Origin of the sequence: Polynucleobacter sp. JS-JIR-II-50, assembly GCF_018687895.1 — a bacterium.
In the GTDB taxonomy this organism is placed as follows: Bacteria; Pseudomonadota; Gammaproteobacteria; order Burkholderiales; family Burkholderiaceae; genus Polynucleobacter.
The window spans coordinates 1,154,810-1,177,998 of sequence record NZ_CP061307.1; the positions used below are offsets into that span (position 1 = coordinate 1,154,810).

A 23,189-nucleotide genomic window follows, 5' to 3' on the forward strand; every position below is an offset into this window, starting at 1 on the left:
GTTAAAAAAATTAAACCTTAAGGATACGTTCACCACGACCAATCCCAGAACCACCCGAACGGACGGTCTCCAGAATTGATGCGCGATCGATCGAATCAATAAAGGCATCCAACTTGGCACCATCACCAGTTAACTCAATGGTGTAACTCTTGTCAGTCACATCAATGATGCGACCGCGGAAGATATCAGTAGTACGTTTAAGCTCTTCGCGCTCTTTACCTACCGCACGCACCTTAATCATCATGAGCTCACGCTCAATATGTGGACCTTCACTTAAATCAAACACCTTCACAACTTCAACCAAACGATTTAAGTGCTTAGTAATTTGCTCAATGACGTCATCAGAACCAAATGTGACGATAGTCATGCGAGATAAGGATGGATCCTCAGTAGGTGCAACGCTCAAAGTGTCAATGTTGTAACCGCGCGCAGAAAACAAACCCACCACACGCGATAAGGCACCCGGCTCGTTCTCAATGAGTACAGAAATAATGTGTCGCATTACAGATCCTCGCTACCCAAAAGCATTTCAGTAATACCCTTGCCTGCTTGAACCATAGGCCAAACATTTTCTTCTGGGTCAGTCTGGAAGTCCATAAACACCGTACGATCTTTTAAGCGAATCGCCTCTTTGAGCGCGCCCTCAACATCGGATTTTTTCTCGATACGCATACCAACGTGACCATAAGCCTCTGCCAACTTCACAAAGTCAGGCAAAGAATCCATGTATGAGCTCGAATAACGTTTGTTATAGGTGAGCTCTTGCCACTGGCGAACCATACCCAGGTAACGGTTGTTCAAAGACACGATCTTCACAGGAGTGTTGTATTGCTTACAGGTAGAAAGCTCCTGAATACACATCTGAATTGAGCCTTCACCAGTAATGGCAAATACATCCTTATCAGGAAATGCTTTCTTGATACCCATGGCATAAGGCAAACCTACGCCCATGGTACCCAGACCACCTGAATTAATCCAACGACGCGGCTGATCAAACTTATAGAACTGAGCAGCCCACATTTGATGTTGACCTACGTCAGATGTAATGAATGCATCACCACCAGTGAGCTCCCACAACTTTTGAACCACGTACTGTGGCTTCACAATTTGTGAGGCTTCGTCGTACTTCAAGCAATCTTTTTTGCGCCACTCATTAATTTGATCCCACCAAGCAGCAACTTTGTCGCCATTCTTACGTGGACCAGCAGCTTTCAATTGGGCAGTCATCTCTACCAATACTTCTTTGAGATTACCAACAATAGGAACATCTACTTTGACACGCTTTGAGATAACGGAAGGATCGATATCAATATGAATGATCTTGCGCGGATGACTTGCAAAGTGCTGTGTATTACCAATCACGCGGTCATCAAAACGTGCGCCAATGGCAATCAACACATCACTGTGTTGCATAGCCATATTGGCTTCGTATGTACCGTGCATACCGAGCATACCCAAGAACTGTGGGCTAGTTCCAGGGAACCCACCTAAGCCCATGAGGGTATTGGTTACTGGATAACCTAGTAAGTCAGCAAACTCTTTTAACTCAGGAGCTGCATCAGACAGTATCACGCCACCACCGGTATAGATGTATGGGCGCTCTGCCTCTTGCAGTAACGCTACCGCTTTACGAATCTGGCCGCTGTGACCCTTCACAACAGGGTTATAAGAACGCATTTCCAAGGTTTCTGGATAAACAAATGGGCCCTTAGCCGCGGATACGTCCTTCGGGATGTCGATCAACACGGGGCCTGGTCGACCTGTCTGCGCAATATGAAAAGCTTTCTTCAAAACCAACGGAAGATCTTTGACATCTTTCACGAGGAAGTTGTGCTTCACTACTGGGCGAGTAATACCAACGGTATCAGCCTCTTGGAATGCATCTTCACCAATAGCGTACGTTGGTACGTTACCGCTGATGATCACCAGTGGAATGGAATCGGTATATGCAGTTGCAATACCAGTCACCGCATTGGTAACACCAGGACCAGAGGTAACCAATGCAACACCAACCTTACCGGTAGCGCGAGCATAGCCATCGGCAGCGTGAACAGCTGCTTGCTCATGGCGAACCAAGATATGTTCAAACTTATCTTGCTTAAAAATTTCATCGTAGATAAAGAGAACGGATCCGCCTGGGTAACCCCAGACAAATTCAACACCCTCTTTGTGCAATGCATGCACAAGCATTTCTGCGCCAATCATTTCTGGAGGTGCAGCATCATTGTTTGTATTTGTTGAGTCTTTGTTAGCTTTAGAAGCTAAGAATTCGGCGCTGCTTGTATTCATTTTCTTTCGTCCTTTGCAATTTTCGGCAAAAAATTGTTTGGTCTGTTCTATCTCTTGCTTATGGCCCGAGTTCGAACGGCGCTGCTACCGGAAAAAACCACTTCTTGAATGAGATTCTAGGTAGTAAGCCCTATATTCTATAGCAATCCCCTAAAATGACTCAATTCTCACAGATTCAGGTCTAATCCATTGCATGGCATCAGCCCAAGAACTATCCGACTTTCTCAGTAGTGTCGAGCAGCGCGCTTTTAAGCAAGCGGTTTACGCCGTGCGTGACGATGATGCTGCGATGGATATCGTGCAAGATGCCATGATCAAATTAGCGGAGAAATACGGCGATCGACCAGCAGGAGAACTTCCCCTAGTATTCACCAGAATTCTGCAAAATCGCATTCATGATTGGTTTAGAAGGCAAAAGGTTAGAAATACCTGGGTCACCTTGTTTTCCAATATGGGCAAAAAGACTGATGAAAGCGATGATTTTGACCCTCTAGAGTCCCTTTCGGCCCCTGATGACAGTGAAATACACCAAGATGGAGCTCAAAAGCTTGAAAAAAGTCAGCTTTTACAGGCTTTGGAGTCAGAAATATCTAAATTGCCTGTACGTCAACGAGAAGCCTTCCTGATGCGTTATTGGGATGAGCTAAGCATTACTGAGACGGCCAAAGCAATGAGTTGCAGTGAAGGTAGCGTCAAAACGCACTGTTCTAGAGCCACCCAGACATTAGCTAAAGCATTGAAATTAAAAGGAATTACGCTGTGAAACACTTTGATGACCAATTTACCCAGACCCAAGTCGACCAATTTGGCCAGGCTAGCGCTGCCCTGCTTCGTCAAGGGACTCAGAGTATTCCCAAGCATGTAAAAGATCGCCTATATGCAGCACGTATGAAGGCCCTTTCAGTTAGAAAACCTGAAAAAGTTCGCATTCAGAAGCATGTTTTTGCTGGTTCTTCACGTAATTGGACGCCTGGATCCAACGGCCTCTGGGATACCCTTGGCTGGATTGCTCCTTTAGTGGTTCTCGTATTTGGCCTGATTGGCATTGCCCAATGGCAAGATGATTCCCGCATTAATGACATCGCCGAAGTGGATGCCGCTCTCTTGTCTGATGATGTTCCTCCTGATGCATATGCAGACAGTGGATTTATGGCCTTCCTCAAAAACGGCCCTCTCTCCGAAGCTGATAGCCAATCCGACTTAGTACGCAGCAAATAATCTTGACTCGTTTGATGTCTATGGGAACTAGATCAGGTCAAGTTTGTGGCGCAGTCCTATTGGCGTTTTTCTGCGCCGCCCAGGTGAGTCCAGCACTTGCGCAAGGAGCGCCTAGCGCTCCGCATGGAAAGGCTACGGCCATTCCCGAAAAAAAACCTGATGGTACTTGGGATGGTTTAAAGCCAGCACAACAGAAAATTCTTGCGCCGTTAGAAAGCGACTGGGATTACATGCTGCCTGATAGTCGCAAAAAATGGATTCAGGTTGCTAACATCTATCCCAAGATGAGCGCACAAGATCAAGAGCGCCTTCAGTCTCGCATGACAAGCTGGTCCAATCTCTCGCAGAAAGATCGTCGCATTGCTCGCGAAAATTACCTCACTAGCCTCAAGTTCCCCGCCGAGAAAAAAGCGGAGGCATGGTATGCCTACCAAAAATTAAGTGACGAGCAAAAGAAAAAGTTAGCTGAATCCGAACTCAAAAAGAAGCCTACGGCCGCTAATGCCCCAACACTTCAGCAGCACCCTATCTCACCTAAAGCCGCGCTCCCTGCTGCCGTCATAGCTCCAAGCACTCCTGCGCCAGCAGAAAACTCTGGATCAAATGCGGAATCGAGCTCCCCCTATTGAGCTGTCGCATGACATCCGCTGAATTAGACGCATTACCCTCACCTCAATTTTGGCGACGAGTGTCTTGCTGCCTCTATGAGCAACTCGTATTGCTTGGCGTCATTGCATTTACTTTTCTAGTCCCTAATCTTGGCTTAGGGATGCTATTTGGCATTTCATTACCCAGCTGGCTGACATTTTTATATCTCTACGCTGTACTGGGAATTTATTTTGTTTGGTACTGGACTAAATCTGGTCAAACTCTGGCAATGCAAACATGGCGGGTTCGCCTTGTTGGACGCGGCGGTTTCAATCTCACGAAACAACAAGCGTTTTGGCGTTATGTCTATGGCTCGCTCTGGCTTATTCCTTGCGTACTCTTGCAATGGGCATTTCATTTGGAGAAATGGCAAATCATTGAAATGCTATTCGCTGTTGCTTTGTTAATTTGGCCACTCAGCATCTATTTAGATCGTCAGAGTTTTCTATATCGACAAAGCCTTCCAGACCGTTTGGCTGGCACACGATTGGTTGAACTCCCAAAAAACCTCGTTACCTTGACTTAAGAACTGCATCTTGATTTTCTAACTTAGGCTTCTCGTAAACATTCCACTGCAGTCGCCTTCTGAATTCTTCTCTGAAAGCGATATCCAGAGGCAAGGCAAGCGCTAATTCCAAATGCGATACCCATTAATAAGGCCTCTCCGAAGGCATTAAATGGAACCTCCATCACAAAATAGCCCAAAGCCCAAGCTGCAGCGCCAGAGGCTAAACCTGCTAGCAACCCTGCTATCAAGCCGATCATGACTAATTCAAGATTCGCAATCTTGGCTAAGGTATTTCGAGAGGCTCCCAAAGCTTTTAATAAGGCCGCATTTTTATAGCGCTCATCTTGAGTGGCTGCGATCGCTGACATTAAAACCAAGAACGCTGCTGCTATGGTAAAGATTAATAGCAAGCCTAATACAGAAGAAAGTTTATTCAACACTTCCTGTATTTGTTGGAGTGATGCTGAAACATCTACGATGGTTACATTGGGATAAGACTGGCTTAAATCAAAATCCAAGGATTTTTTTTTGGGTGATTGGTAATAAGAGGTAATCCAAGATTGCGGCAATGATTGCAACTGGGCCGGGGGCATGATAACGAAAAAGTTCACGCGCATCGAACCCCAGTCAAGCTTTCGCAAGGAGGTAATTGGGGCAACAATTTTTTCTCCGGCAACCTCAAAGGTTAGCTGATCGCCCAATTTCAGCTTCAAGGTTTTAGCGATACCAGTTTCCATGGAAATCTGCGGCGCATCGCCCTCAATCCACTTACCTGTTAGGATTTGATTACCTGATGGCAATTGATCTGTATACGATAAATTGAACTCTCGATCAATTAATCGCTTGGCATTTTCTTCTACATAGTCGTTAGGTGTGATGTCTTTGCCATTCACCTCAATCAAGCGACCACGCACCATTGGATAAAACTGCGGAGCTGAAACGCCTGCATTCTGAAGAGACTCTGTAAGCCCCCGCTTCTGATCGCCTTGAACGTTAATCATGAAGCGATTAGGAGCATCACTCGGTATATTGCCTTGCCAGGCGCTTAAGAAATCAGCTCGCAAGAGCAGCACCAATAAGAGCGCCATCAATGCAATACCGAGCGCGGTAATTTGCACCACTGCAAGACCTGTTCTTCGACCTTGAGAAAGAATGACAAATCCCAGAGAAAAACCTTGAGTGCGCATCCTGCATAGCAACTTTAATATACCCCAAGATACAGAGGCAAAAATCAAGATGGCAAGCCCAAAACTAAGGCTTGTCCATAACGCTAGCCTCCAGTCGCGTGCCGCAAGCATGATCAATATCACTGCCGCGGCTAATCCACATAGAGCAGTCCAAATAGTGGAGATGCCGATGCCATCAAACTCTTTTCTAATCAATCTGATTGGGGATACCTTTACCAAACTGAACATTGCTGGGCCAGCAAAACCAAACAATAAGGAGCAAGCAACCAACGCACTCCAGAGGACGGGGGTTAAAGATGCGAGCGGCAATTCAGTTAAGACTAGATTTCCCAAAAGAAGAGTTAAAACATACTGGCCAAGGTAACCCAAAATAGAGCCCATGATTGCGGCGATGAAGCCAAGCGCTAGAAGAGTCTGCCCTTGTCGCCTAAGGATCATGGTGGAACTGGCTCCAAGACATTTCAGAACAGCGCAGGTATTTGCTTGTTTGCGTGTATAGCGATGAGCCGATAAAGCAATAGCAACGGCAGCTACCATCGCAGTTAATAATGCAATCAAAGAGAGAAAGCGATCTGCGCGTTCAAGTGTTTTGCGCATCAAGGGTTGTGCATTCTCCAGAGTTTCAATGCGAATACCCTTAATACTCTCGGATTCAATATATTGACTTGCCCATTCGCCATAAGAATGAATTTGTTCATCAGAGCCTGCCAATAACAAGCGGTAGATAACTCTGCTGCCAAGACCAATCAGTCCAGTATCAGCAAGATCAGTCATAGACATCATTACTCGGGGCGCAAAGTTCATAAACCCTGCACCACGATCGAGTTCACGCTCTAAAATTCCGCCGATTACGAAGACTTTTTGACCAAGCTGAATGGAGTCACCTTCATCTGCATGCAGGCTCGCCAACATAGCAGGGTCAACCCACACTGATCCCTCCTGAGGTCCAGTAGTCAATGTCTTGTCTTGAGACCTAGATTGAACCCGCAAAGCGCCACGCAGGGGGTATTGGGGGCTTACCGCCTTAAGTGAAGCGAGTTTGCTGTGTGAGCCTACAGTTGCCATACTCGGAAACACGATCGTCTGAGCTAGCTGTAGGCCCCTATTCTTTGCCTCATCTATAAACAGATTGGGTAAAGGCTGGTCAGAAACGATCAGCAAGTCCGAAGCTAAGAGTTGGCGGGCATCAAATGCAAAAGCCCTTTGCATTCGATCCGCTAAAAAACTGACGCTAGATAACGCTGTTACCGAAAGAGTTAATGCAACGAATAGCCAAGCTAACTCGCTTGAACGCAAATCACGTCTCAAGCCACCTAAGAAACGATGAAATAATTTAATCAAATTGCCTGAATTTGTCCGCCATCAATACGCATGACGGTACCAGTAATGAATGATGCATTTTGGCTAGCTAAAAATGCAGCAGCATCGCCATACTCCTTGGGGTCGCCATATCTACCCATTGGAATTTGTCTTAAGCTTGCTTTAACGACATCGTCATAGCTTGTGCCTTCCCGCTTTGCACGCGCTTCATCTAACTGGCGCAGACGATCAGTTGCAATTCTTCCAGGCATGATGACGTTGACAGTTATGCCTTCGGCAGCCACTTCTGCAGCCAATGTTTTAGACCACGCCAGCAACGCAGCACGCAAAGTATTGGAAATGGCTAGATTTTTAATAGGCGCAATTGCGCCGGAAGTGGTGCTGGTAATAATGCGACCCCACTTACGCTGGCGCATGCCGGGCAATACACGATCTGTAATAGCAATGAGCGATAAAACCATATCGTTAAAGCACTTTTGCCAGAGCGCTGGATCTTGGCCGGCTGCTGGTGTTGGCGGCGGCCCACCTGTGTTGTTAATCAAAATATCGATGGGGCCAAGTTCCTGCTCTACTTTTAAGACCAAGCTATCAATAACCGAAGAATCTGCTAGATCCCAATTCAGTGCCAAAGCCTGTCCACCTGCAGCCTCTATCAACCTCACGGATTCACTTAAGCCTTCAGCATTTCTCCCAGTAACGGCTACCTTTACGCCCTCTTTAGCCAATGACACGGCCATTGCCTGACCCAAGCCACGGCTAGACGCCATCACCAATGCAACCTTACCTTTTAATCCTAAGTCCATCTCATCTCCAAAAACTAATTTTTATATTTTTAATCTAACTGCAATTTCTGCTTGGCAACCACCTCTTTATAGACGGTGTACTCGGCTTTAATTTCTTTTGTAAAGGCCTCAGAACCATTCACATTGATGATCGAGCCAGTATCTTCAATACGCTTCTTAACCGCCGGATCGGTAACCACCTTTTGCAATGCAGCCGTATATTTATCTACTATCTCTTTTGGCATTCCTGCGGGACCTAAAAGACCGTAATAAGCCATCCGATTAACTGGCGCTAAACCCACTTCAGCAAAAGTCGGCACATTCGGTAATTGAGCCAAGCGCTTAGGTGCAGCCACCACAATCGGCACTAGCTTGCCGTCTTTAATAAATGGCAAGGACGATGGCAAGTTGTCAAAGATCATCGAAACCTGACCGCCCACGGTATCAGCCAATGCGGGACCAGCTCCACGATAAGGAATATGCACAATAAATACCCCAGTCAAACTCTTAAAGAGTTCGGTTTGCAAATGGCCAATACCACCAGTACCAGAGCTTGAATACGAATACTTACCGGGATTAGCCTTCAAAACCTGCATAAAGGTTTTGAAATCCTTTGCCGGAAATGATGGATTTACTGCAATGATGTTTGGAGTCGCAGCAATATTGCTGATGGCCGTGAAGTCCGTAACAGGATCGTAGCCAATCTTTGGGTTAATCGCTGGATTGGCTGCTGTAGTGGAAACGGTAGCCATGCCAATGGTATAGCCATCCTTCGGTGATCGCATCACTTCCAACGCCCCAATAGAGCCGCCGCCACCCGCTTTGTTCTCGACAATTACCGGTTGACCCAACTGACGACCCAAAGCATCACCAACGGCTCGTGCAATGATGTCTGTACTACCGCCAGGAGCAAATGGAACAACCAAGCGAATCGGTTTATTCGGGAATGTATCTGCATGGACCGCATTCAGGAAACTTGCGGCAATAAGGAATGCTGCTCCAACGAATTTGACGATGCTTACTGAGTTGTATTTCATAAAATTACTGGCCTAAAGGTTTTGGTAAATTACCCGCGTATTTATAGAGTTGTGCCTCGTACTCCTGGAAAATCTGAGCCAGCGCTTCTTGCAGACCCAATACCAGCGCTTCGGGAGTATTGTCTTTCAGGGCGATGCGCTTGGTATAGCGATTTGCACCAATCAAGGGATTAACTTTGCCAGCGCTAGTAGCGCTCAGGAAAAACTCAACACTCACTACAGCCTCTGGTTGCTTGCGATAATCACCATAAAACTCCTCTACTGTTGCTTGTAAATAATAGTAAGGAAAGAGGCTATTACTTTGACCGACCGTTGAAGAAAAAATATTGGCCTTGTTCATCCATTGGCGCTCTGCATTACCAATCATTTCCGCAGGAATAGTTGCGTAGACGTTATAAAAATCCTTTTCATAACGTTGATCACCAGTACGGTATACCAAAGACCTGCCATCAAAAGGTGGCGTAACCGATACAGAACCCATCTTTAACCAAATATCTGTGCGAGCCTGGCGCGGTGACGCAGTTCTATCAGGAGAAACTAACCAGGTTGCAGGCCCTACAGGCGGCCGAGTAGGCAGGGAACAGGAAACCAAGCCCAAAATAGCGAAGGAGCATAGTAGACGCTTCATCATTTCTTCACTCCAGACTCACCAGCAGTCGCACTCTGTGGCGCTATTTTTTTGGGCGGATCACTCCAAATCAGGCTTGATGGTGATTGGCTGGCAATACGGCTAAATTCGTTTAGGTTTTCGCTGGCCTGCTTAATATTTTCTATTGTCAACACGGTATCGCCCTGAACACTAGTAATAGTCTGACGCAAGGAAGTAGTTGCTGCAACCAACTCGCGCATTAGAAGACCGATCTCCTCTTTGTCGGTTGCTTTATTGATGCGGGCCATGATGACGTTTAACTGATTAACAGACTCAATGACACCCTGATTACCTTTGCCATCTCCAGCCATCAGTACATTGAGATTGCCTAGCAAGGCATCCAATTTCTTCTGAGTGCCATCGATATTCATATCATTAAGTGCGCCAATCAACCTCTGAATGCCCGAAATAATTTCATCCGCTTGATTCGGTAGAGATGGAATAACTGAGTACGCAGGCTTCCAAGAATAAGGAAGTGGTGGGGTGAGAGAGGCATTTGCGACAAAATCAAACTCAATATAGTTCACACCAGTAATACCCATCGACTTTACGCGAGCACGTAGATTATTTTTTACAAACTCACTGATTTGATCTTCATTTACTTTGTCACCAAAAATTTGCATTCTGACAACAACATACTGGCGACGATCATGAAAAGGCAAATCTTTTTCGTAGATATCACCAGATAGGCCAATCGATGTGACCTGACCAATCTTGACTCCACGGAAACGAACTGCCGCACCTGCATCCAAGCCGGTTACGGACTGTTTGATATAGGTTTCAACCATGAATGATTTTTGGAAGAATTTGCCTCCGCCAAAAATGAGAATCACAGCAATCAGTACACCAATTGCGGCGAGCACAAAAGCGCCCAGGCGAAAATAATTGGGATTTGAGTTATTACTCATGCTGCGTCCTTGCTCATAATACGATTGAAGAATTGATGCACCCGCGGATCTTTACTGGTATCGCGCAACACTTTTGGATCTCCCTCGGCAATGATTCCCTTAGTACCCTTGTCCAACATGATCACTTTGTCAGCAATGGCATAAATGCTGGCAAGCTCATGGGATACGATGACGAATGTGATGCCTAGGTTTTTTGATAAATCTTGGATCGTGCTATCAAGATCAGCAGAGGTAATAGGATCTAAGCCGGCAGATGGCTCATCTAAAAATAATATTTTGGGATCCAGCGCCATGGCCCGAGCGATCGCCGCCCTCTTTTGCATCCCCCCACTAATTTCACTGGGCATATAAGATTCATACGGCAATAGACCCACAAGATCGAGCTTGCAGCGCGCCAATAGATCCATTTGTGATTGTGTTAGCTGGGTATATTCCTGCATAAACAAAGTTACGTTATCGAGCAAGTTCATCGAGCCAAATAATGCGCCTTGTTGATACATTACGCCAAAGCTTGTCATGATCTTCTGGCGCTCCGCTCCAACTGCGGTAGTGATGTTTTGTCCTTCAATCAAAACATCACCAGACAGGGGTTGATAGAGGCCGAACAAGTTTTTTAGCAAACTAGATTTGCCGCAACCTGAGCCACCCAGAATCACAAAAATTTCACCGTAATTGACCGTGAAATTCAGATTTTGCATCAGGACATTAGAACCATAACCTACGGTGAGGTTTTGAACATCAATCGCGCTTTGTGATTTGTTAGGCGTATCCATCAGAAACCTGTCTTATAGGAAATGAAGGCAAAAATACCATCGACCAACACAATCAAAACAATACTACTGACAACTGCTCTTGTTGCTGAAATACCAACTGCAGCCGCACCATTTCCAGTTTGCATGCCACGCAAACAACCAACCGCTGAAACAACCACGCCAAAAAGCGTCGCTTTAATTAAACCAGAACCAATATCTTCGATATCCACAGCTGAAAGCATGCCGTTGTAGAAATTAATAAAAGGAATGCCATAGATCAACATCGTCAACATTGAGGAAAAAATACTGACGATATCGGCAAACAAAGTCAAAATAGGCGCAACTAAAATACCCGCCAATACGCGTGGCACGACTAAAAAACGAATGGGGCTTAAGCCGCCAGATACCAGCGCATCTACCTCACTATTGACAGTCATCGTGCCAATCTCAGCAGCAAAGGCTGCTGAGGAACGTCCTGCTAACAAAATGGCGGTAATTAATGGCCCCATTTCTCGCACAATACCCAAGGCCGCTAGTGGGCCAACAAAAGATACTGCCCCAAACTGCTGCATGCCAATAGCGGCCTGGAAGGAGAGAATGACACCAATTAAAAAAGCCACTAACCCAACGATGGGCAATGCTGCGATACCTGCCTGCACAGCAGCGTTTACAAAATCACCCCAGCGCACTTGATTAGGGTAACGAATGGACCAAGCTAAATCAGCTGCCAGATGACCGGTAAATGAAATTAATCCAACAGCATCATCAATTAAATTTTGGGTCGCCATTCCAGTGCTGACCACAAAACTTCTTTTAGGCTTTACAACGGGAACTGGAAACAAATTACCGATTGGATTGAATTCAGCTAGTAACGGTTCATAGCGGGGGTCTAAGCCCACGACATCAAACTTTGCACCCGCTGTTGTTTGCGCCTCTTCAATCCCAATCAGAAATGCAATACCAGCACCATCTAGAAAAGTGACTTTGGATGCATCAAATGTCAGAGACTTGCTTTTGCTATCACCCTGCTTGAGCCACGCATCTTGAGAATAGCGAATTTGAGTCCAAACACTACCCAAAGAATAGACATTCACATTGCCACTCATTAGCACTTTGGCATTATTGGCATCTGCCTGTGACCAAACAGCCACTGGGGCGTCAGAAACGGCAGAAATGGTGTCAGAAGTGCTCATAAGCAGACTATAAGGTATCTCTGTGAAAGATCTGAGAAAAGCCTAAAAAGAGAAAGGGCCCAGTCTTTCAACTAGGCCCTCATAAAGGTTGGTGCGGCTGGCAGGAATTGAACCCACGACCCCTTGGTTCGTAGCCAAGTACTCTATCCAGCTGAGCTACAGCCGCAACAGCCATAATTATGCCATGGAAGAGAAGAACTACATCACCCCCGCTGGTCACGAACGCATTAAGACCGAGCTACTTCAGCTCTTAAACCTTGATAGACCGGAGGTTGTCAAGGTTGTCCACTGGGCTGCCAGCAATGGCGATCGGTCCGAAAATGGGGACTATATCTATGGGAAAAAGCGTTTAAGAGAGATAGATAGACGGATCCGCTTCCTTAATAAACGCCTAGAATTTGCCCTGGTTGTCGATAATTCCGCTCGAAAATCGGGAGAAAATGACGCTGAACAGGTATTTTTTGGAGCAACAGTGACCTACGCAACCCTAGAGGGACCTGAAGCGAATAAGAAGACTCTAATCACAATAGTGGGCGTTGATGAGGTTGACCTAGACAAGGGGCACGTCAGCTGGGTCTCACCAATAGCCAAAGCCTTAATTAAGTCTCGGATCGGGGACTGTGTCTTTATTCAAACACCCACCGGCCCTGCTGAAATTGAAATCTTAGATGTTCAGTACTTGTAAAACTCAAACAGCACGAGTACGCGTCACGCGCATGACATCAGGATTGGCTCGCAAACTGCGCATCACCTTAGATAGGTGCAATCGGTCATAAACCTGGATGGTAAAGCGGATGGTGACCGAATCTTCCTTGAAACGATCTTCCATCGATACATTCATGATGTTGGAGTCCGCTGAAGTAACACTACTTGCCACTCTAGCCAAAACACCCTTGCCCTGACGCGTATCGATCGCTAGATCTAATTCAAACTCGCGATTCAGCTCTTTGCCCCACTCAACCTCGACCCACTTATCACTATCCTTAGAGAGCATGCGCAATGCCACCGGACAATCGTTGGTATGAACTTGCAACCCTTCGCCCTTGCCAAGGTAGCCAATAATGTTATCGCCTGGAATAGGATGGCAGCAAGTTTGGAAATGAATCGAATTGCCCTCACGCCCATCGACCAAGATAGCTTGGCGTTGTTGATGATGGCTTGCCTCTTGGTTCGGCGCGACCCAATCAGCAACACCTAAACGCATTTGCTCAGCCCCACCCTCATCATCAATCAAAATTTTCAGACGAATAGCGAGCTCCTGAGGAGAGCGTCTGCCTAAAGCAATGTTGACGCATGCTTCTTCGCGGGTTTTATCACCCGTCCAATGCGTTAGCTTTTCCCAAATTTCTGGGCTTAACAAAGCAGCATCAACACCCTGTTGACGTAAAGCATTTGCTAAAAGGCGCTCGCCTAGTTGAAGTGATTCAGAATAATGTTTAGTTTTAAGGGAATGTCGTATTGAGGCGCGCGCTTTTCCGGTCCGCACAAATGCCAACCAACCTGGATTGGGTTGTGAACTTGCCGAAGTAATGACTTCAACAATGTCACTATTCTTAAGCTCGCTACGCAAAGGCAATTGCAGGCCGTTGATTTTGACGGCTACGCAGGTATTACCCAGATCACTATGGATAGAGTAAGCAAAATCTAGAGCAGTTGCGCCCCTTGGTAAGGCCCTAATCTGCCCAGTGGGTGTAAATACATAAACCGCGTCTGGGAACAAGTCAATTTTGACGTGCTCTAAAAATTCTTGAGAGTCGCCACTGCTATCCTGAATATCTATTAATGACTGAAGCCATTGGTGAGCCCTGTTTTGCACTTCGCTCATATCAGGAGAGCCGTCTTTATAAGCCCAGTGCGCCGCTACTCCCGCCTCAGCAACCGCATGCATTTCAGTTGTGCGAATCTGGAACTCTACCGGCACGCCAGATGGGCCCAATAAGGTCGTATGCAAGGATTGATAGCCATTTAATTTAGGAATGGCAATGTAATCCTTAAACTTACCCGGCATGGGCTTGTATAGCGCATGCAAGATACCAAGAGCGCGATAGCATTCATCAATCGAATTCACCGTTACGCGGAAAGCATAAACATCTAATACCTGTGAAAAGCTTAAATGCTTTGAGCGCATCTTGGTATAGATGCTAAAGAGCGTCTTCTCACGACCGCGCAGATCAACCTCTAAATTGGCTTTAGCAAAGGCCATGCGTGAAGCCTGCAAAATCTTTTCAACCATTTCCTTGCGGTTGCCACGTGCACGCTTAACAGCTCCCTCAATGACTCGGAAACGCATGGGCATGGAGTAGCGGAAACTGAGATCTTGTAGATCGCGGTAAATGATATTTAGCCCAAGACGATGGGCGATTGGTGCGTAGATTTCAATTGTTTCAGCAGCTACCCGACGGCGCTTCTCCATGGGTACAGCGTCCAAGGTGCGCATATTGTGGGTGCGGTCAGCAAGCTTGACCAAGATGACACGCACGTCACGCGCCATAGCCATGAACATCTTGCGAAAGCTCTCTGCTTGCGCCTCAGCATGACTTTGAAATTCTAATTTATCGAGTTTAGTTAAGCCCTCAACTAACTCTGCCACCTTATTGCCAAACTTTTCAACCAAATCTGCTTTAGTACAGCCGGTATCTTCAATCACATCATGCATCAATGCGGCCATGATGGATGGCGCATCCAAGCGCCACGTTGCACATAGTTCAGCCACAGCAACTGGATGGGTAATGTAAGGTTCGCCGCTATGACGGTATTGACCTAAATGCGCAGCGTCAGAAAACTGAAATGCTTTTTTAACTTGTGCAATCTCATCAGGCTTCAGATAAGAGAGCTTCGCCAGCAATCCCTCAATAGAAACTACTTGATGCTTGAGCGGAAGTATCGGCGCAGATGTCGGGCCGAACAAATGGCGACTCGATTGCGCCAACAAACTCGCAATGATGGATTTTTTACCACTTTGAATTGGTGTGTCGGAAACCGTATCCAACAACTGTGCTTGAGCTGAGTCTCGTGAAGCGTCAAGCGAAGCATCCTTAGACGAGATGCTTCCTACTTTTTCCGATGTATTGGCTATTCCTAAAGGGAGCTCCACACCGGAACCCCTTAATTACAGAGGTACTTTGGTCAACATGTCACGGTCAGTCACACCAGCAGCTACTTCACGTAATGCAACTACGGTAGCTTTATCTCTGGACTCAACGCGTGGGGAGTGACCTTGTACTAATTGGCGAGCACGATATGTCGCAGCCAAAACCAGTTCAAAACGGTTTGGAATAGTTTTAAGGCAATCTTCTACAGTAATACGTGCCATGCTGGACTCACTTAATTTAGCTTCAATACCTATAGGATAACTGATTAGACCCCGAGGCGCTTCAAAAGCGCTGGATTTCTGGCCATACTGGGGCCAGAGCGCAGACGGCTGGAAGCTAATATGTGCTTTAAATCGACCAAAGCCTGGTCAAAAGAATCGTTCACCACGATGTAATCTGCCTCATGAGCATGCAAAAGCTCTACATGGGCAGCTGCCAAGCGGCGTTGAATCGTTGCCTCATCGTCCTGACCACGCTTACGTAGACGCTCTTCTAAAGCCTCTATGGATGGCGGGAAGATAAAGATCCACTGCACAGAAGGTATTAACTTCCGAATTTGTTGGGCGCCTTGCCAATCAATCTCCAGCATGACATCGCTGCCTGCCTGCATTTGAGATTCAATCCAAGGTTTTGAAGTCCCATAAAAATGACCATGGACTTCTGCCCATTCTAGAAAATATCCCAGATCACGTTCTTGCAAAAAATCTTCTTTTGTCAGAAACCGATAATCCTTGCCATCAACTTCACCAGGTCGCGGTGTACGTGTAGTGGTTGATAAAGATAACTTCAGTCCAGCTTCGTCTTTAAGTAAGGCATTTACCAAAGAGGATTTTCCTGCGCCTGAGGGCGCAACAATCATCAACATGCTGCCTTGGTAGGATGGTGTTGGAGTGGAGTTAGTCATAAATCAATAGTATGGATTACTCGAGGTTTTGAACTTGCTCACGCATTTGCTCAATCATAAGCTTGAGTTCTAAGGCTGCTTGTGTGCATTCTTCCGATACAGACTTAGAACTTAGGGTGTTGGCTTCGCGATTCAACTCTTGCATCAAAAAATCTAAACGCTTACCAACAGGGCCTTTGCCTGCAAGTGCGTTATCTACTGCCTGAAGATGAGTCTTTAAGCGCGCAAACTCTTCAGCCACATCGATACGCACTGCATAGAGCACAACCTCTTGACGAATACGCTCCATCAGTTCAGCGCCCGCCTTGGCTTGTTCTTGAGCAGCTAGCGCTTCAGCAAGACGCTCTGTGAGCTTTTCTTGGTACTGGGCTACATACTCAGGAACTTTGGGCTCAATTACTCTAACGATATCGCGCATCTTGCCAGTGATACTGGTAAGTACACCAACCAAGGCCTTACCCTCGGCATGACGACTCTCCATGAGGGCTGCTAGGGCTGCGCGCCCAGCCTCGACAGTGGCAGTGATCCAACTATCCTCTTCGCCCCGAGGCTCGGAAACAATGCCAGGCCAACGCAACACTTCAGAAATACTCAATTCTTGTGCTTTTGGAAATGCTTCCTGGGCTTTCTCTTGAAGGGTATAAAGGGCATCAAGACGATCTCGACTAATCGCACCTAGGGCATGGGGATTACTTTTGGCGGCACCTGCTGCGGCACTATTGACCCGCCATGCCGCCCTAAACTCCACCTTGCCCCGAGAAAGGCTTTGAGTAGCCAGTTCTCGTAAGGCAGGCTCTGCCCCGCGGCATTCGTCCGGAAGACGAAATCCTAGATCCAGAAAGCGGCTGTTAACTGCCCGACATTCCACCTGCAGATCAGCAACTACGCCCGCCCCTAGGGAGACTTGGCGAGAAGCGCTGCCATAACCAGTCATGCTCGATATCATATGGACATTGTAGATTCATTATTGAACTAGACCCGATCCAGACCCTAACCCCACAGGACCCCCTTTCCATGAGCACAGCAAACCCAGCCAATATTGCCCGCCCTAGCGGCCGTAAGCCCACCGATTTGCGTCCAGTAACCATCTCTAGAGCCTTTACCAAGCATGCTGAAGGTTCGGTATTAATTGCCTTTGGGGATACCAAGGTGCTGTGTACTGCCAGCATCCTCGAAAAGGTGCCTCCACATAAGAAAGGCTCTGGCGAAGGCTGGGTAACCGCTGAATACGGCATGCTGCCCCGCTCCACCCATACCCGCAGCGATCGTGAAGCTGCCCGTGGCAAACAATCTGGTCGTACCCAAGAAATTCAGCGCCTCATTGGCCGTGCCATGCGTAGCGTCTTTGATTTAAAAGTACTGGGCGAGAGAACTATTCACCTCGATTGCGACGTGCTGCAGGCTGATGGCGGAACACGTACTGCATCCATTACTGGCGCCTATGTTGCGGCTCGTGATGCAGTAAACCAACTTCTTAAAAGTGGCGTCCTGAGCAAGGACCCCATTATCGATAGCGTTGCTGCAATTTCAGTTGGCATTTATCAAGGCGTTCCAGTGCTGGACTTGGATTACCCAGAAGACTCTTCTTGCGATACCGATATGAATGTGGTCATGACCGGCAAAGGCGGAATGATTGAAGTTCAAGGCACAGCAGAAGGTGTCGCTTTCTCAAGGGCGGAGCTCAATGCACTCCTGGATCTGGCCGAACAAGGTATTCAAGAGCTCACCCAAATGCAAAGTGATGCATTGAAATAAAGATCGACATGCAAAAACTCGTTCTCGCATCTAACAATGCCGGCAAGGTAAAAGAGTTTCAGGCACTATTGGCGCCCTTGAACTTTCAAGTGATCCCCCAGGGTGAATTGGGCATTCCTTCTGCAGAAGAGCCACACTTCACCTTTGTGGAGAATGCTCTTACTAAGGCAAGGCATGCAAGCGCTGCATCAGGCTTGCCGGCGTTGGCCGATGATTCTGGTATATGTGCACATGCTTTAAACGGCAAGCCCGGCGTTTTGTCGGCTCGCTTTGCTGGTGAGCAAGGTGATGATGTCTCAAACAATCGTAAACTCATTCAAGAATTAAAAGATCAGGCAGATCGAGGAGCGCATTATGTGTGCGCCTTGGTTTTCGTAAATAGCGCAAATGATCCCGAACCCATCATTGTGCAAACACGTTGGTATGGGCAAATTATTGATCAGGCATCGGGTAGCAATGGTTTTGGGTATGACCCCCACTTCTTTTTGCCGGATCAAAAATGCACCGCTGCTGAGCTAGAGCCAGAAAAAAAGAATTCAATCAGTCATCGCGGTCAAGCACTACGTGAATTGATTGCACAACTCAAAAGTCGTGCTTAATTCGAGCCCCAACAAAGTAACGCTAACTGCATTGCCTCCTTTGGCTTTGTATATTCACTTTCCTTGGTGTGAAAAGAAATGCCCTTATTGTGACTTCAATTCACATCAAATTAAAGAAGGTGTTACCAGGGCGGGCTTTGATGAGCAGCGCTATATCAATGCACTGATTGCTGACCTAGAAACTGAATTACCTAATATTTGGGGGCGTCAGGTCCATAGCATCTTTATTGGTGGGGGAACGCCAAGCCTGCTATCAGCCGAAGGCATGGATCAATTACTTTGCGCTATCCGCGCTCGAGTAAATCTTGAGCCCGATGCTGAAATTACGATGGAAGCAAACCCAGGATCAATCGAAGCCGATAAATTTGCAGGATTTGCAAAGGCAGGGATTAATCGTGTGTCGATCGGAGTTCAGAGCTTTCAGGATGAACAGCTCAAAGCCTTGGGACGTATACACAATGGCGAGGAAGCCAAGCGCGCAATAGCAATTGCCCTGAAACACTTCAAATCGGTGAATCTGGATTTGATGTACGGGCTCCCAAAGCAGACATTAGATTTAGCCAAGGCAGATATTGAGACAGCCCTTTCTTTTAAAACGCCCCATCTGTCTTTCTACAATCTCACGTTGGAACCGAATACCTACTTTGCAAACTTTCCTCCACAATTACCTAGCGATGATGAAGTGGATGCCATCTTTGAGCAGAATTTAGATTTACTCACCAAGGCAGGCTACAAACGTTATGAAGTCTCTGCCTACGCTCAGAAAAACCAAGAGTGCAAACACAACCTGAACTACTGGCGCTTTGGTGATTACATGGGCATTGGTGCAGGCGCTCATGGAAAGATTTCTTTTCCAGACAAAATTACTCGCCAAGTAAGGGAACGCCATCCAGAAAGTTATATGCAAGCAATGGAGTCCAAGGGAAATGCGTTAATTGAATCTCGGGTTCTTGAAGCTAAGGATCTGCCTTTCGAATTCATGCTCAATACCCTAAGACTGACAGATGGCGTTGCCACCAATACTTTCAGCGAAAGAACAGGTCTGCCTTTAAACGTGATTAGCAAAGGCTTAGCTGAAGCTAGTAACAAGCAATTACTGGATGAGAATCCCAGTCAGCTGAAAGCCACACCACTAGGAATGCGCTACCTCAATAATCTGCAAGAAATGTTTTTGGATTAAACCGTTTTAGCCGCTATGCGTTGAGCGCTAGCTACCCGTCCAAATAGGTGGCTCACCCTTTAAGAATGAAGCAACTCCGCCTTGGAAATCATTGCTGCCATAGGTTTCACTGATGAGGTCACTACAGTCGGGCAGATTGTTTTTAATTAATCTAGCCAATACCAGCTTGCTAGATTTTTGGGTAATGGGAGCCAACTTACTCAGTCGCTCTGCGAGATTGGCAGCCTCTTGACCTAGCTGCTCTTGCTCGTATGTTGCTAAAAGATAACCTTGTTGGAGCAACTCTTTTGCAGGAATCATTTCCGCAAGAAGCAGCATCCGCTTAACAATGTTGATTCCTAGATGAGCAACTAGCCATGCAACATTTGCAGCAGATAAACAGTTACCAAGTGTTTTGGCTATAGGTACGCCAAACTTAGCTTCGGGAGTTGAGATTCGGAAATCACAGCAACTGGCTATTGCTAATCCACCCCCAACAGCCATAGCATCGACAACGGCAATTGTTGGGATGGGCAAGGTGGCAAGCGGACCCAGATAATCATCAATACCCTCTTCATAACGAATGCCATCGTGACCATCTTTAAAGCTAGCAAATTGCGCTATATCACTACCGGATATAAAAGACTTGCCGCCAGCACCGCGTAAGATGGCTACACGTATCTTGGGATTCTTAGCAATATCTTCACAGATCGACTTCAGGCTTTGATACATCCCTACTGTCATTGCATTGCGAGCCGCTACATGATCAAAAGTAATGTAGGCAATGTCACCCTGCGTCTCTAAAACGACTTGAGCAACATTACCTCCTTTTCCGGAATCACTCATAGAGAGTTTATTCAGCCTTAATATTCAGACTCTTTACTAAACGCTGGTATTTCGCCAGTTCGCCAGCTAAGAACAAACTAAATGCTGCAGGTGTTGCAGGCCCTTCAGGCTGTAAACCCTGTGAATCAAGTGTCTTTTTAATTTGTGGATCGGCCATGGCGGCTTTAACAGCTTGGTCAATCTTGTTCACTACTGCAGGATCCATGCCCTTTGGACCCATGATGGAGTACCAGTTCGTGACGTCAAATCCTGTAATACCCACTTCGTTAAACGTAGGTACGTTTGGAAGAATAGATAATCGTTTTGGGGTGGAGATTGCCAAAGCCTTCAAGCTGCCGTCTTTAATTTGCTGCAAGTTCGGCGGCAAGGTATCAAAGTTCATCGTAATTTGACCACCTAGCAAATCAATGATGGCCTGACCGCTACCTTTATAGGGCACATGGTTTAACTGAATGCCAGCAATCTTGGCAAACAAAGCACCTGCTAAGTGTTGAGTACTGCCAATACCAGACGAACCATAAGTCATCTGACCTGGATTTGCTTTAGCAAGGGAGATTAATTGTGATACCGAGTTCACAGGCAATGAAGCCTTCACTACTAAAACGTTCGGCACATATCCCAAATAAGTAATAGGTGTGAAATCCGTTGCAGGATTGTATTGAACGTTAGTCAGCACAAATGGCGCAATCGCATTGGAGTTAGAGTGACCTACTAGTAAAGTGTAGCCATCCGGATTCGACTTGGAAACTTGATCGGCTGCAATTGTTCCCGCCGCACCAGATTTATTTTCCACAATCACGCTTTGACCGAGAATCTCACCCATTTTTGGGGCCAGGGCTCGAGCAACAATATCGGTACCGCCACCAGGTGCAAAACCAACAATCAGTCGGATTGGTTTTGTTGGGTAAGACTGCTGCCCTAAAGCAAAGAACGAACTCGTAGCCAGAGTAATTGCGAGCAAACTACGAACAGCCCACTGAGGCGATTTAAGCAACATAAAGTCTCCAAAATTGTTTTTATTGTGTTTGATACTATTAGAGACTAATTCTAAACATATAAGAAGCAACGAGACAATGACGAAAACACCTATAAATGACGCTTTAAATGGTGCGGATGATGGATCAAGACCATTACCCCTCTCACGAGTACGTGTGCTTGACGTCAGCCAGGTCATGGCCGGCCCTTACTGCTGCATGCTATTGGCGGACTTAGGTGCGGATGTTATCAAAATCGAGCCTCCGGGCACAGGTGATCAGACTCGTGGCGCAATGGGTTTCAAGATGAAGGGTTCAGACAGTATGGGCTTTCTGAACATGAACCGCAATAAACGTAGTCTCACCTTGAATCTCAAAACCGAGGCCGGTAAGAAAGTATTCTTTGAGTTGGTCAAAACCGCTGATATTTTGGTAGAGAACTATCGCCCTGGGGTGATGAAAAAACTAGGAATCGATTACGCCTCTTTAAAAGATATCAATCCTGGTTTGGTCTATGCCAGCATTTCTGGCTTTGGCCAAACTGGCCCATGGGCAGAACGCCCTGGTTTTGATCTCATGGCCCAAGCGATGTCTGGCGTCATGAGCGTTACAGGCTATCCAGATGGTCCTCCAGTTAAAGCTGGCGTTCCGGTAGCTGATATTGGCTGCGCACTTTTTGCGGTATATGGAATATTGTCGGCATATATTGGCAAAACCAAAACGGGTGAAGGTCAGTTTATTGATGCCTCACTCTTTGATTCCGCTTTGGCATTCTCCATTTGGGATACCGCTCAATACTGGGGTACTGGAGTTGAGCCCTACAAACTTGGCACAGCCAATCATATGAGCGCCCCCTACCAAGCCATGAAAGCTGCTGATGGTTACTTTGTCATGGGTGCTACAAATCAAAAACTGTGGAAGTTGCTGTGCGACAAGATTGAGCGTCCTGAATTATTTGAAGATGCCCGCTTCAAAACAAATCCACTGCGCTTAGGCAATCGCTTAGAGCTAGCTTCTGAGCTTGAGAAAACGTTTGTCTCCAAAACTGCGGATGAATGGGTAGACACCTTATTGACCGCAGGCATCCCTGCAGGCCCTATCAACACCTATCCAGAGGCATTCGATAGCGAGCATGGCCGTCATCGTAAGATGCGGATGGAGATTGATCATCCTATTGAAGGCAAGGTGCCTAATATTGGTTTTGCCGTCAAAATGAATGGCACGCCACAACAGGTGTATCGCCACCCTCCTTTGTTGGGTGAACATACCAGCGAGCTTCTTGCTGAGCTCGGTATTGCGGGTGATGAACTGAAGTCTCTTGAAGCGGGTGGCGCTTTTGCACCCTAGTTTGTAGCTTAATAAACGTAAT

At 46.6% G+C, this 23,189-nt stretch carries 24 protein-coding genes and 1 tRNA gene; 9 read left to right on the forward strand and 16 right to left on the reverse strand.

The window, feature by feature from the left end; genetic code table 11:
* Nucleotides 1-10 precede the first annotated feature (10 nt).
* Complete coding sequence (ilvN, locus tag FD963_RS06020) at nt 11-502, reverse strand: acetolactate synthase small subunit (protein WP_011902903.1); 492 nt, start codon at nt 500-502, stop codon at nt 11-13.
* Nucleotides 502-2,289, reverse strand: coding sequence for an acetolactate synthase 3 catalytic subunit (locus tag FD963_RS06025; protein ID WP_215361075.1), 1,788 nt, complete (start codon nt 2,287-2,289; stop codon nt 502-504). Before FD963_RS06025 ends, ilvN begins: the two co-directional genes overlap by 1 nt.
* A gap of 193 nt (nt 2,290-2,482) precedes the next feature.
* Here FD963_RS06025 and FD963_RS06030 point away from each other — a divergent pair, with 193 nt between their 5' ends.
* The 4 genes from FD963_RS06030 to FD963_RS06045 are packed head-to-tail and all read left to right on the forward strand — an operon-like array spanning nt 2,483 to nt 4,681.
* A complete protein-coding gene (locus FD963_RS06030) occupies nt 2,483-3,052 on the forward strand; it encodes an RNA polymerase sigma factor (RefSeq protein ID WP_072582501.1) in 570 nt (189 codons plus the stop codon).
* Nucleotides 3,049-3,507: a DUF3619 family protein gene (locus FD963_RS06035; RefSeq protein ID WP_215361079.1), complete on the forward strand. Its 459-nt coding sequence runs from the start codon at nt 3,049-3,051 to the stop codon at nt 3,505-3,507. Before FD963_RS06030 ends, FD963_RS06035 begins: the two co-directional genes overlap by 4 nt.
* A 2-nt stretch (nt 3,508-3,509) precedes the next feature.
* Nucleotides 3,510-4,136, forward strand: coding sequence for a DUF3106 domain-containing protein (locus FD963_RS06040; protein ID WP_251367197.1), 627 nt, complete (start codon nt 3,510-3,512; stop codon nt 4,134-4,136).
* Nucleotides 4,137-4,144: 8 nt separating this feature from the next.
* Entirely contained in the window at nt 4,145-4,681 is a 537-nt protein-coding gene (locus FD963_RS06045) for an RDD family protein (protein WP_215361080.1), read from the forward strand.
* A 23-nt stretch (nt 4,682-4,704) separates the two neighbouring features.
* On the opposite strand, the gene FD963_RS06050 is transcribed toward FD963_RS06045, so the two are convergent.
* The 8 genes from FD963_RS06050 to FD963_RS06085 form a co-directional block, all read right to left on the reverse strand.
* Nucleotides 4,705-7,191: an ABC transporter permease gene (locus tag FD963_RS06050; protein WP_215361081.1), complete on the reverse strand. Its 2,487-nt coding sequence runs from the start codon at nt 7,189-7,191 to the stop codon at nt 4,705-4,707.
* Complete coding sequence (locus tag FD963_RS06055) at nt 7,188-7,973, reverse strand: SDR family oxidoreductase (RefSeq protein ID WP_215361082.1); 786 nt, start codon at nt 7,971-7,973, stop codon at nt 7,188-7,190. Before FD963_RS06055 ends, FD963_RS06050 begins: the two co-directional genes overlap by 4 nt.
* Nucleotides 7,974-8,002: 29 nt before the next feature.
* Entirely contained in the window at nt 8,003-8,989 is a 987-nt protein-coding gene (locus tag FD963_RS06060; RefSeq protein ID WP_215361084.1) for a tripartite tricarboxylate transporter substrate binding protein BugE, read from the reverse strand.
* A gap of 4 nt (nt 8,990-8,993) precedes the next feature.
* Nucleotides 8,994-9,620, reverse strand: a complete 627-nt coding sequence (locus tag FD963_RS06065; protein WP_215361086.1) for a membrane integrity-associated transporter subunit PqiC — start codon at nt 9,618-9,620, stop codon at nt 8,994-8,996.
* Entirely contained in the window at nt 9,617-10,546 is a 930-nt protein-coding gene (locus FD963_RS06070; RefSeq protein ID WP_215361089.1) for an MlaD family protein, read from the reverse strand. The genes FD963_RS06065 and FD963_RS06070 overlap by 4 nt, the downstream gene beginning before the upstream one ends.
* Nucleotides 10,543-11,319: an ABC transporter ATP-binding protein gene (locus FD963_RS06075; protein WP_215361110.1), complete on the reverse strand. Its 777-nt coding sequence runs from the start codon at nt 11,317-11,319 to the stop codon at nt 10,543-10,545. The genes FD963_RS06070 and FD963_RS06075 overlap by 4 nt, the downstream gene beginning before the upstream one ends.
* Nucleotides 11,319-12,491, reverse strand: a complete 1,173-nt coding sequence (locus FD963_RS06080) for an ABC transporter permease (protein WP_215361112.1) — start codon at nt 12,489-12,491, stop codon at nt 11,319-11,321. Before FD963_RS06080 ends, FD963_RS06075 begins: the two co-directional genes overlap by 1 nt.
* A gap of 89 nt (nt 12,492-12,580) precedes the next feature.
* Nucleotides 12,581-12,657: transfer RNA gene (locus tag FD963_RS06085), tRNA-Arg, on the reverse strand.
* 18 nt (nt 12,658-12,675) lie between these two features.
* Between FD963_RS06085 and greB the strand changes: the two genes are divergently transcribed.
* A complete protein-coding gene (gene greB, locus FD963_RS06090; RefSeq protein WP_215361114.1) occupies nt 12,676-13,176 on the forward strand; it encodes a transcription elongation factor GreB in 501 nt (166 codons plus the stop codon).
* A 3-nt stretch (nt 13,177-13,179) separates the two neighbouring features.
* On the opposite strand, the gene FD963_RS06095 is transcribed toward greB, so the two are convergent.
* From FD963_RS06095 to FD963_RS06110, 4 genes are read right to left on the reverse strand one after another with little or no spacing between them, the layout of a single operon-like run.
* A complete protein-coding gene (locus tag FD963_RS06095) occupies nt 13,180-15,585 on the reverse strand; it encodes a bifunctional (p)ppGpp synthetase/guanosine-3',5'-bis(diphosphate) 3'-pyrophosphohydrolase (protein ID WP_215361116.1) in 2,406 nt (801 codons plus the stop codon).
* A gap of 15 nt (nt 15,586-15,600) precedes the next feature.
* Nucleotides 15,601-15,804: a DNA-directed RNA polymerase subunit omega gene (rpoZ, locus tag FD963_RS06100; protein WP_011902918.1), complete on the reverse strand. Its 204-nt coding sequence runs from the start codon at nt 15,802-15,804 to the stop codon at nt 15,601-15,603.
* Between the two features lie 44 nt (nt 15,805-15,848).
* Entirely contained in the window at nt 15,849-16,487 is a 639-nt protein-coding gene (gene gmk / locus FD963_RS06105) for a guanylate kinase (RefSeq protein ID WP_215361118.1), read from the reverse strand.
* A gap of 16 nt (nt 16,488-16,503) precedes the next feature.
* Nucleotides 16,504-17,433 carry a YicC/YloC family endoribonuclease gene (locus FD963_RS06110; protein WP_215361120.1) on the reverse strand — a complete coding sequence of 310 codons (930 nt, stop codon included), beginning with the start codon at nt 17,431-17,433 and terminating at the stop codon, nt 16,504-16,506.
* A 68-nt stretch (nt 17,434-17,501) separates the two neighbouring features.
* Between FD963_RS06110 and rph the strand changes: the two genes are divergently transcribed.
* From rph to hemW, 3 genes are read left to right on the forward strand one after another with little or no spacing between them, the layout of a single operon-like run.
* Nucleotides 17,502-18,242 carry a ribonuclease PH gene (gene rph / locus FD963_RS06115; RefSeq protein WP_215361122.1) on the forward strand — a complete coding sequence of 247 codons (741 nt, stop codon included), beginning with the start codon at nt 17,502-17,504 and terminating at the stop codon, nt 18,240-18,242.
* An 8-nt stretch (nt 18,243-18,250) separates the two neighbouring features.
* Nucleotides 18,251-18,841 carry an RdgB/HAM1 family non-canonical purine NTP pyrophosphatase gene (gene rdgB / locus FD963_RS06120; RefSeq protein WP_215361125.1) on the forward strand — a complete coding sequence of 197 codons (591 nt, stop codon included), beginning with the start codon at nt 18,251-18,253 and terminating at the stop codon, nt 18,839-18,841.
* The gene (gene hemW, locus FD963_RS06125; protein WP_251367198.1) at nt 18,816-20,021 is read left to right on the forward strand and encodes a radical SAM family heme chaperone HemW; all 1,206 of its coding nucleotides are present in this window, start codon (nt 18,816-18,818) and stop codon (nt 20,019-20,021) included. Before rdgB ends, hemW begins: the two co-directional genes overlap by 26 nt.
* A gap of 27 nt (nt 20,022-20,048) precedes the next feature.
* Here the strand turns inward: hemW and FD963_RS06130 are convergent, their stop codons facing one another.
* Complete coding sequence (locus FD963_RS06130) at nt 20,049-20,846, reverse strand: enoyl-CoA hydratase/isomerase family protein (protein WP_215361128.1); 798 nt, start codon at nt 20,844-20,846, stop codon at nt 20,049-20,051.
* Nucleotides 20,847-20,853: 7 nt separating this feature from the next.
* Nucleotides 20,854-21,843 (reverse strand): tripartite tricarboxylate transporter substrate binding protein, encoded by a 990-nt coding sequence (locus FD963_RS06135; protein ID WP_215361131.1) that lies wholly within the window; start codon nt 21,841-21,843, stop codon nt 20,854-20,856.
* Nucleotides 21,844-21,919: 76 nt separating this feature from the next.
* Between FD963_RS06135 and FD963_RS06140 the strand changes: the two genes are divergently transcribed.
* Nucleotides 21,920-23,167: a CaiB/BaiF CoA-transferase family protein gene (locus FD963_RS06140; protein WP_215361132.1), complete on the forward strand. Its 1,248-nt coding sequence runs from the start codon at nt 21,920-21,922 to the stop codon at nt 23,165-23,167.
* Nucleotides 23,168-23,189: the final 22 nt, after the last annotated feature.

Excerpts from the sequence above, each read along its gene's own strand:
- ilvN (WP_011902903.1), bottom strand. The coding sequence starts at position 502 with ATGCGACACATTATTTCTGTACTCATTGAGAACGAGCCGGGTGCCTTA.
- FD963_RS06025 (WP_215361075.1), bottom strand. The coding sequence starts at position 2,289 with ATGAATACAAGCAGCGCCGAATTCTTAGCTTCTAAAGCTAACAAAGAC.
- FD963_RS06030 (WP_072582501.1), top strand. The coding sequence starts at position 2,483 with ATGGCATCAGCCCAAGAACTATCCGACTTTCTCAGTAGTGTCGAGCAG.
- FD963_RS06045 (WP_215361080.1), top strand. The coding sequence starts at position 4,145 with ATGACATCCGCTGAATTAGACGCATTACCCTCACCTCAATTTTGGCGA.
- FD963_RS06055 (WP_215361082.1), bottom strand. The coding sequence starts at position 7,973 with ATGGACTTAGGATTAAAAGGTAAGGTTGCATTGGTGATGGCGTCTAGC.
- FD963_RS06060 (WP_215361084.1), bottom strand. The coding sequence starts at position 8,989 with ATGAAATACAACTCAGTAAGCATCGTCAAATTCGTTGGAGCAGCATTC.
- FD963_RS06065 (WP_215361086.1), bottom strand. The coding sequence starts at position 9,620 with ATGATGAAGCGTCTACTATGCTCCTTCGCTATTTTGGGCTTGGTTTCC.
- FD963_RS06070 (WP_215361089.1), bottom strand. The coding sequence starts at position 10,546 with ATGAGTAATAACTCAAATCCCAATTATTTTCGCCTGGGCGCTTTTGTG.
- FD963_RS06075 (WP_215361110.1), bottom strand. The coding sequence starts at position 11,319 with ATGGATACGCCTAACAAATCACAAAGCGCGATTGATGTTCAAAACCTC.
- FD963_RS06080 (WP_215361112.1), bottom strand. The coding sequence starts at position 12,491 with ATGAGCACTTCTGACACCATTTCTGCCGTTTCTGACGCCCCAGTGGCT.
- greB (WP_215361114.1), top strand. The coding sequence starts at position 12,676 with ATGGAAGAGAAGAACTACATCACCCCCGCTGGTCACGAACGCATTAAG.
- rpoZ (WP_011902918.1), bottom strand. The coding sequence starts at position 15,804 with ATGGCACGTATTACTGTAGAAGATTGCCTTAAAACTATTCCAAACCGT.
- gmk (WP_215361118.1), bottom strand. The coding sequence starts at position 16,487 with ATGACTAACTCCACTCCAACACCATCCTACCAAGGCAGCATGTTGATG.
- FD963_RS06110 (WP_215361120.1), bottom strand. The coding sequence starts at position 17,433 with ATGATATCGAGCATGACTGGTTATGGCAGCGCTTCTCGCCAAGTCTCC.
- rph (WP_215361122.1), top strand. The coding sequence starts at position 17,502 with ATGAGCACAGCAAACCCAGCCAATATTGCCCGCCCTAGCGGCCGTAAG.
- rdgB (WP_215361125.1), top strand. The coding sequence starts at position 18,251 with ATGCAAAAACTCGTTCTCGCATCTAACAATGCCGGCAAGGTAAAAGAG.
- FD963_RS06130 (WP_215361128.1), bottom strand. The coding sequence starts at position 20,846 with ATGAGTGATTCCGGAAAAGGAGGTAATGTTGCTCAAGTCGTTTTAGAG.
- FD963_RS06135 (WP_215361131.1), bottom strand. The coding sequence starts at position 21,843 with ATGTTGCTTAAATCGCCTCAGTGGGCTGTTCGTAGTTTGCTCGCAATT.
- FD963_RS06140 (WP_215361132.1), top strand. The coding sequence starts at position 21,920 with ATGACGAAAACACCTATAAATGACGCTTTAAATGGTGCGGATGATGGA.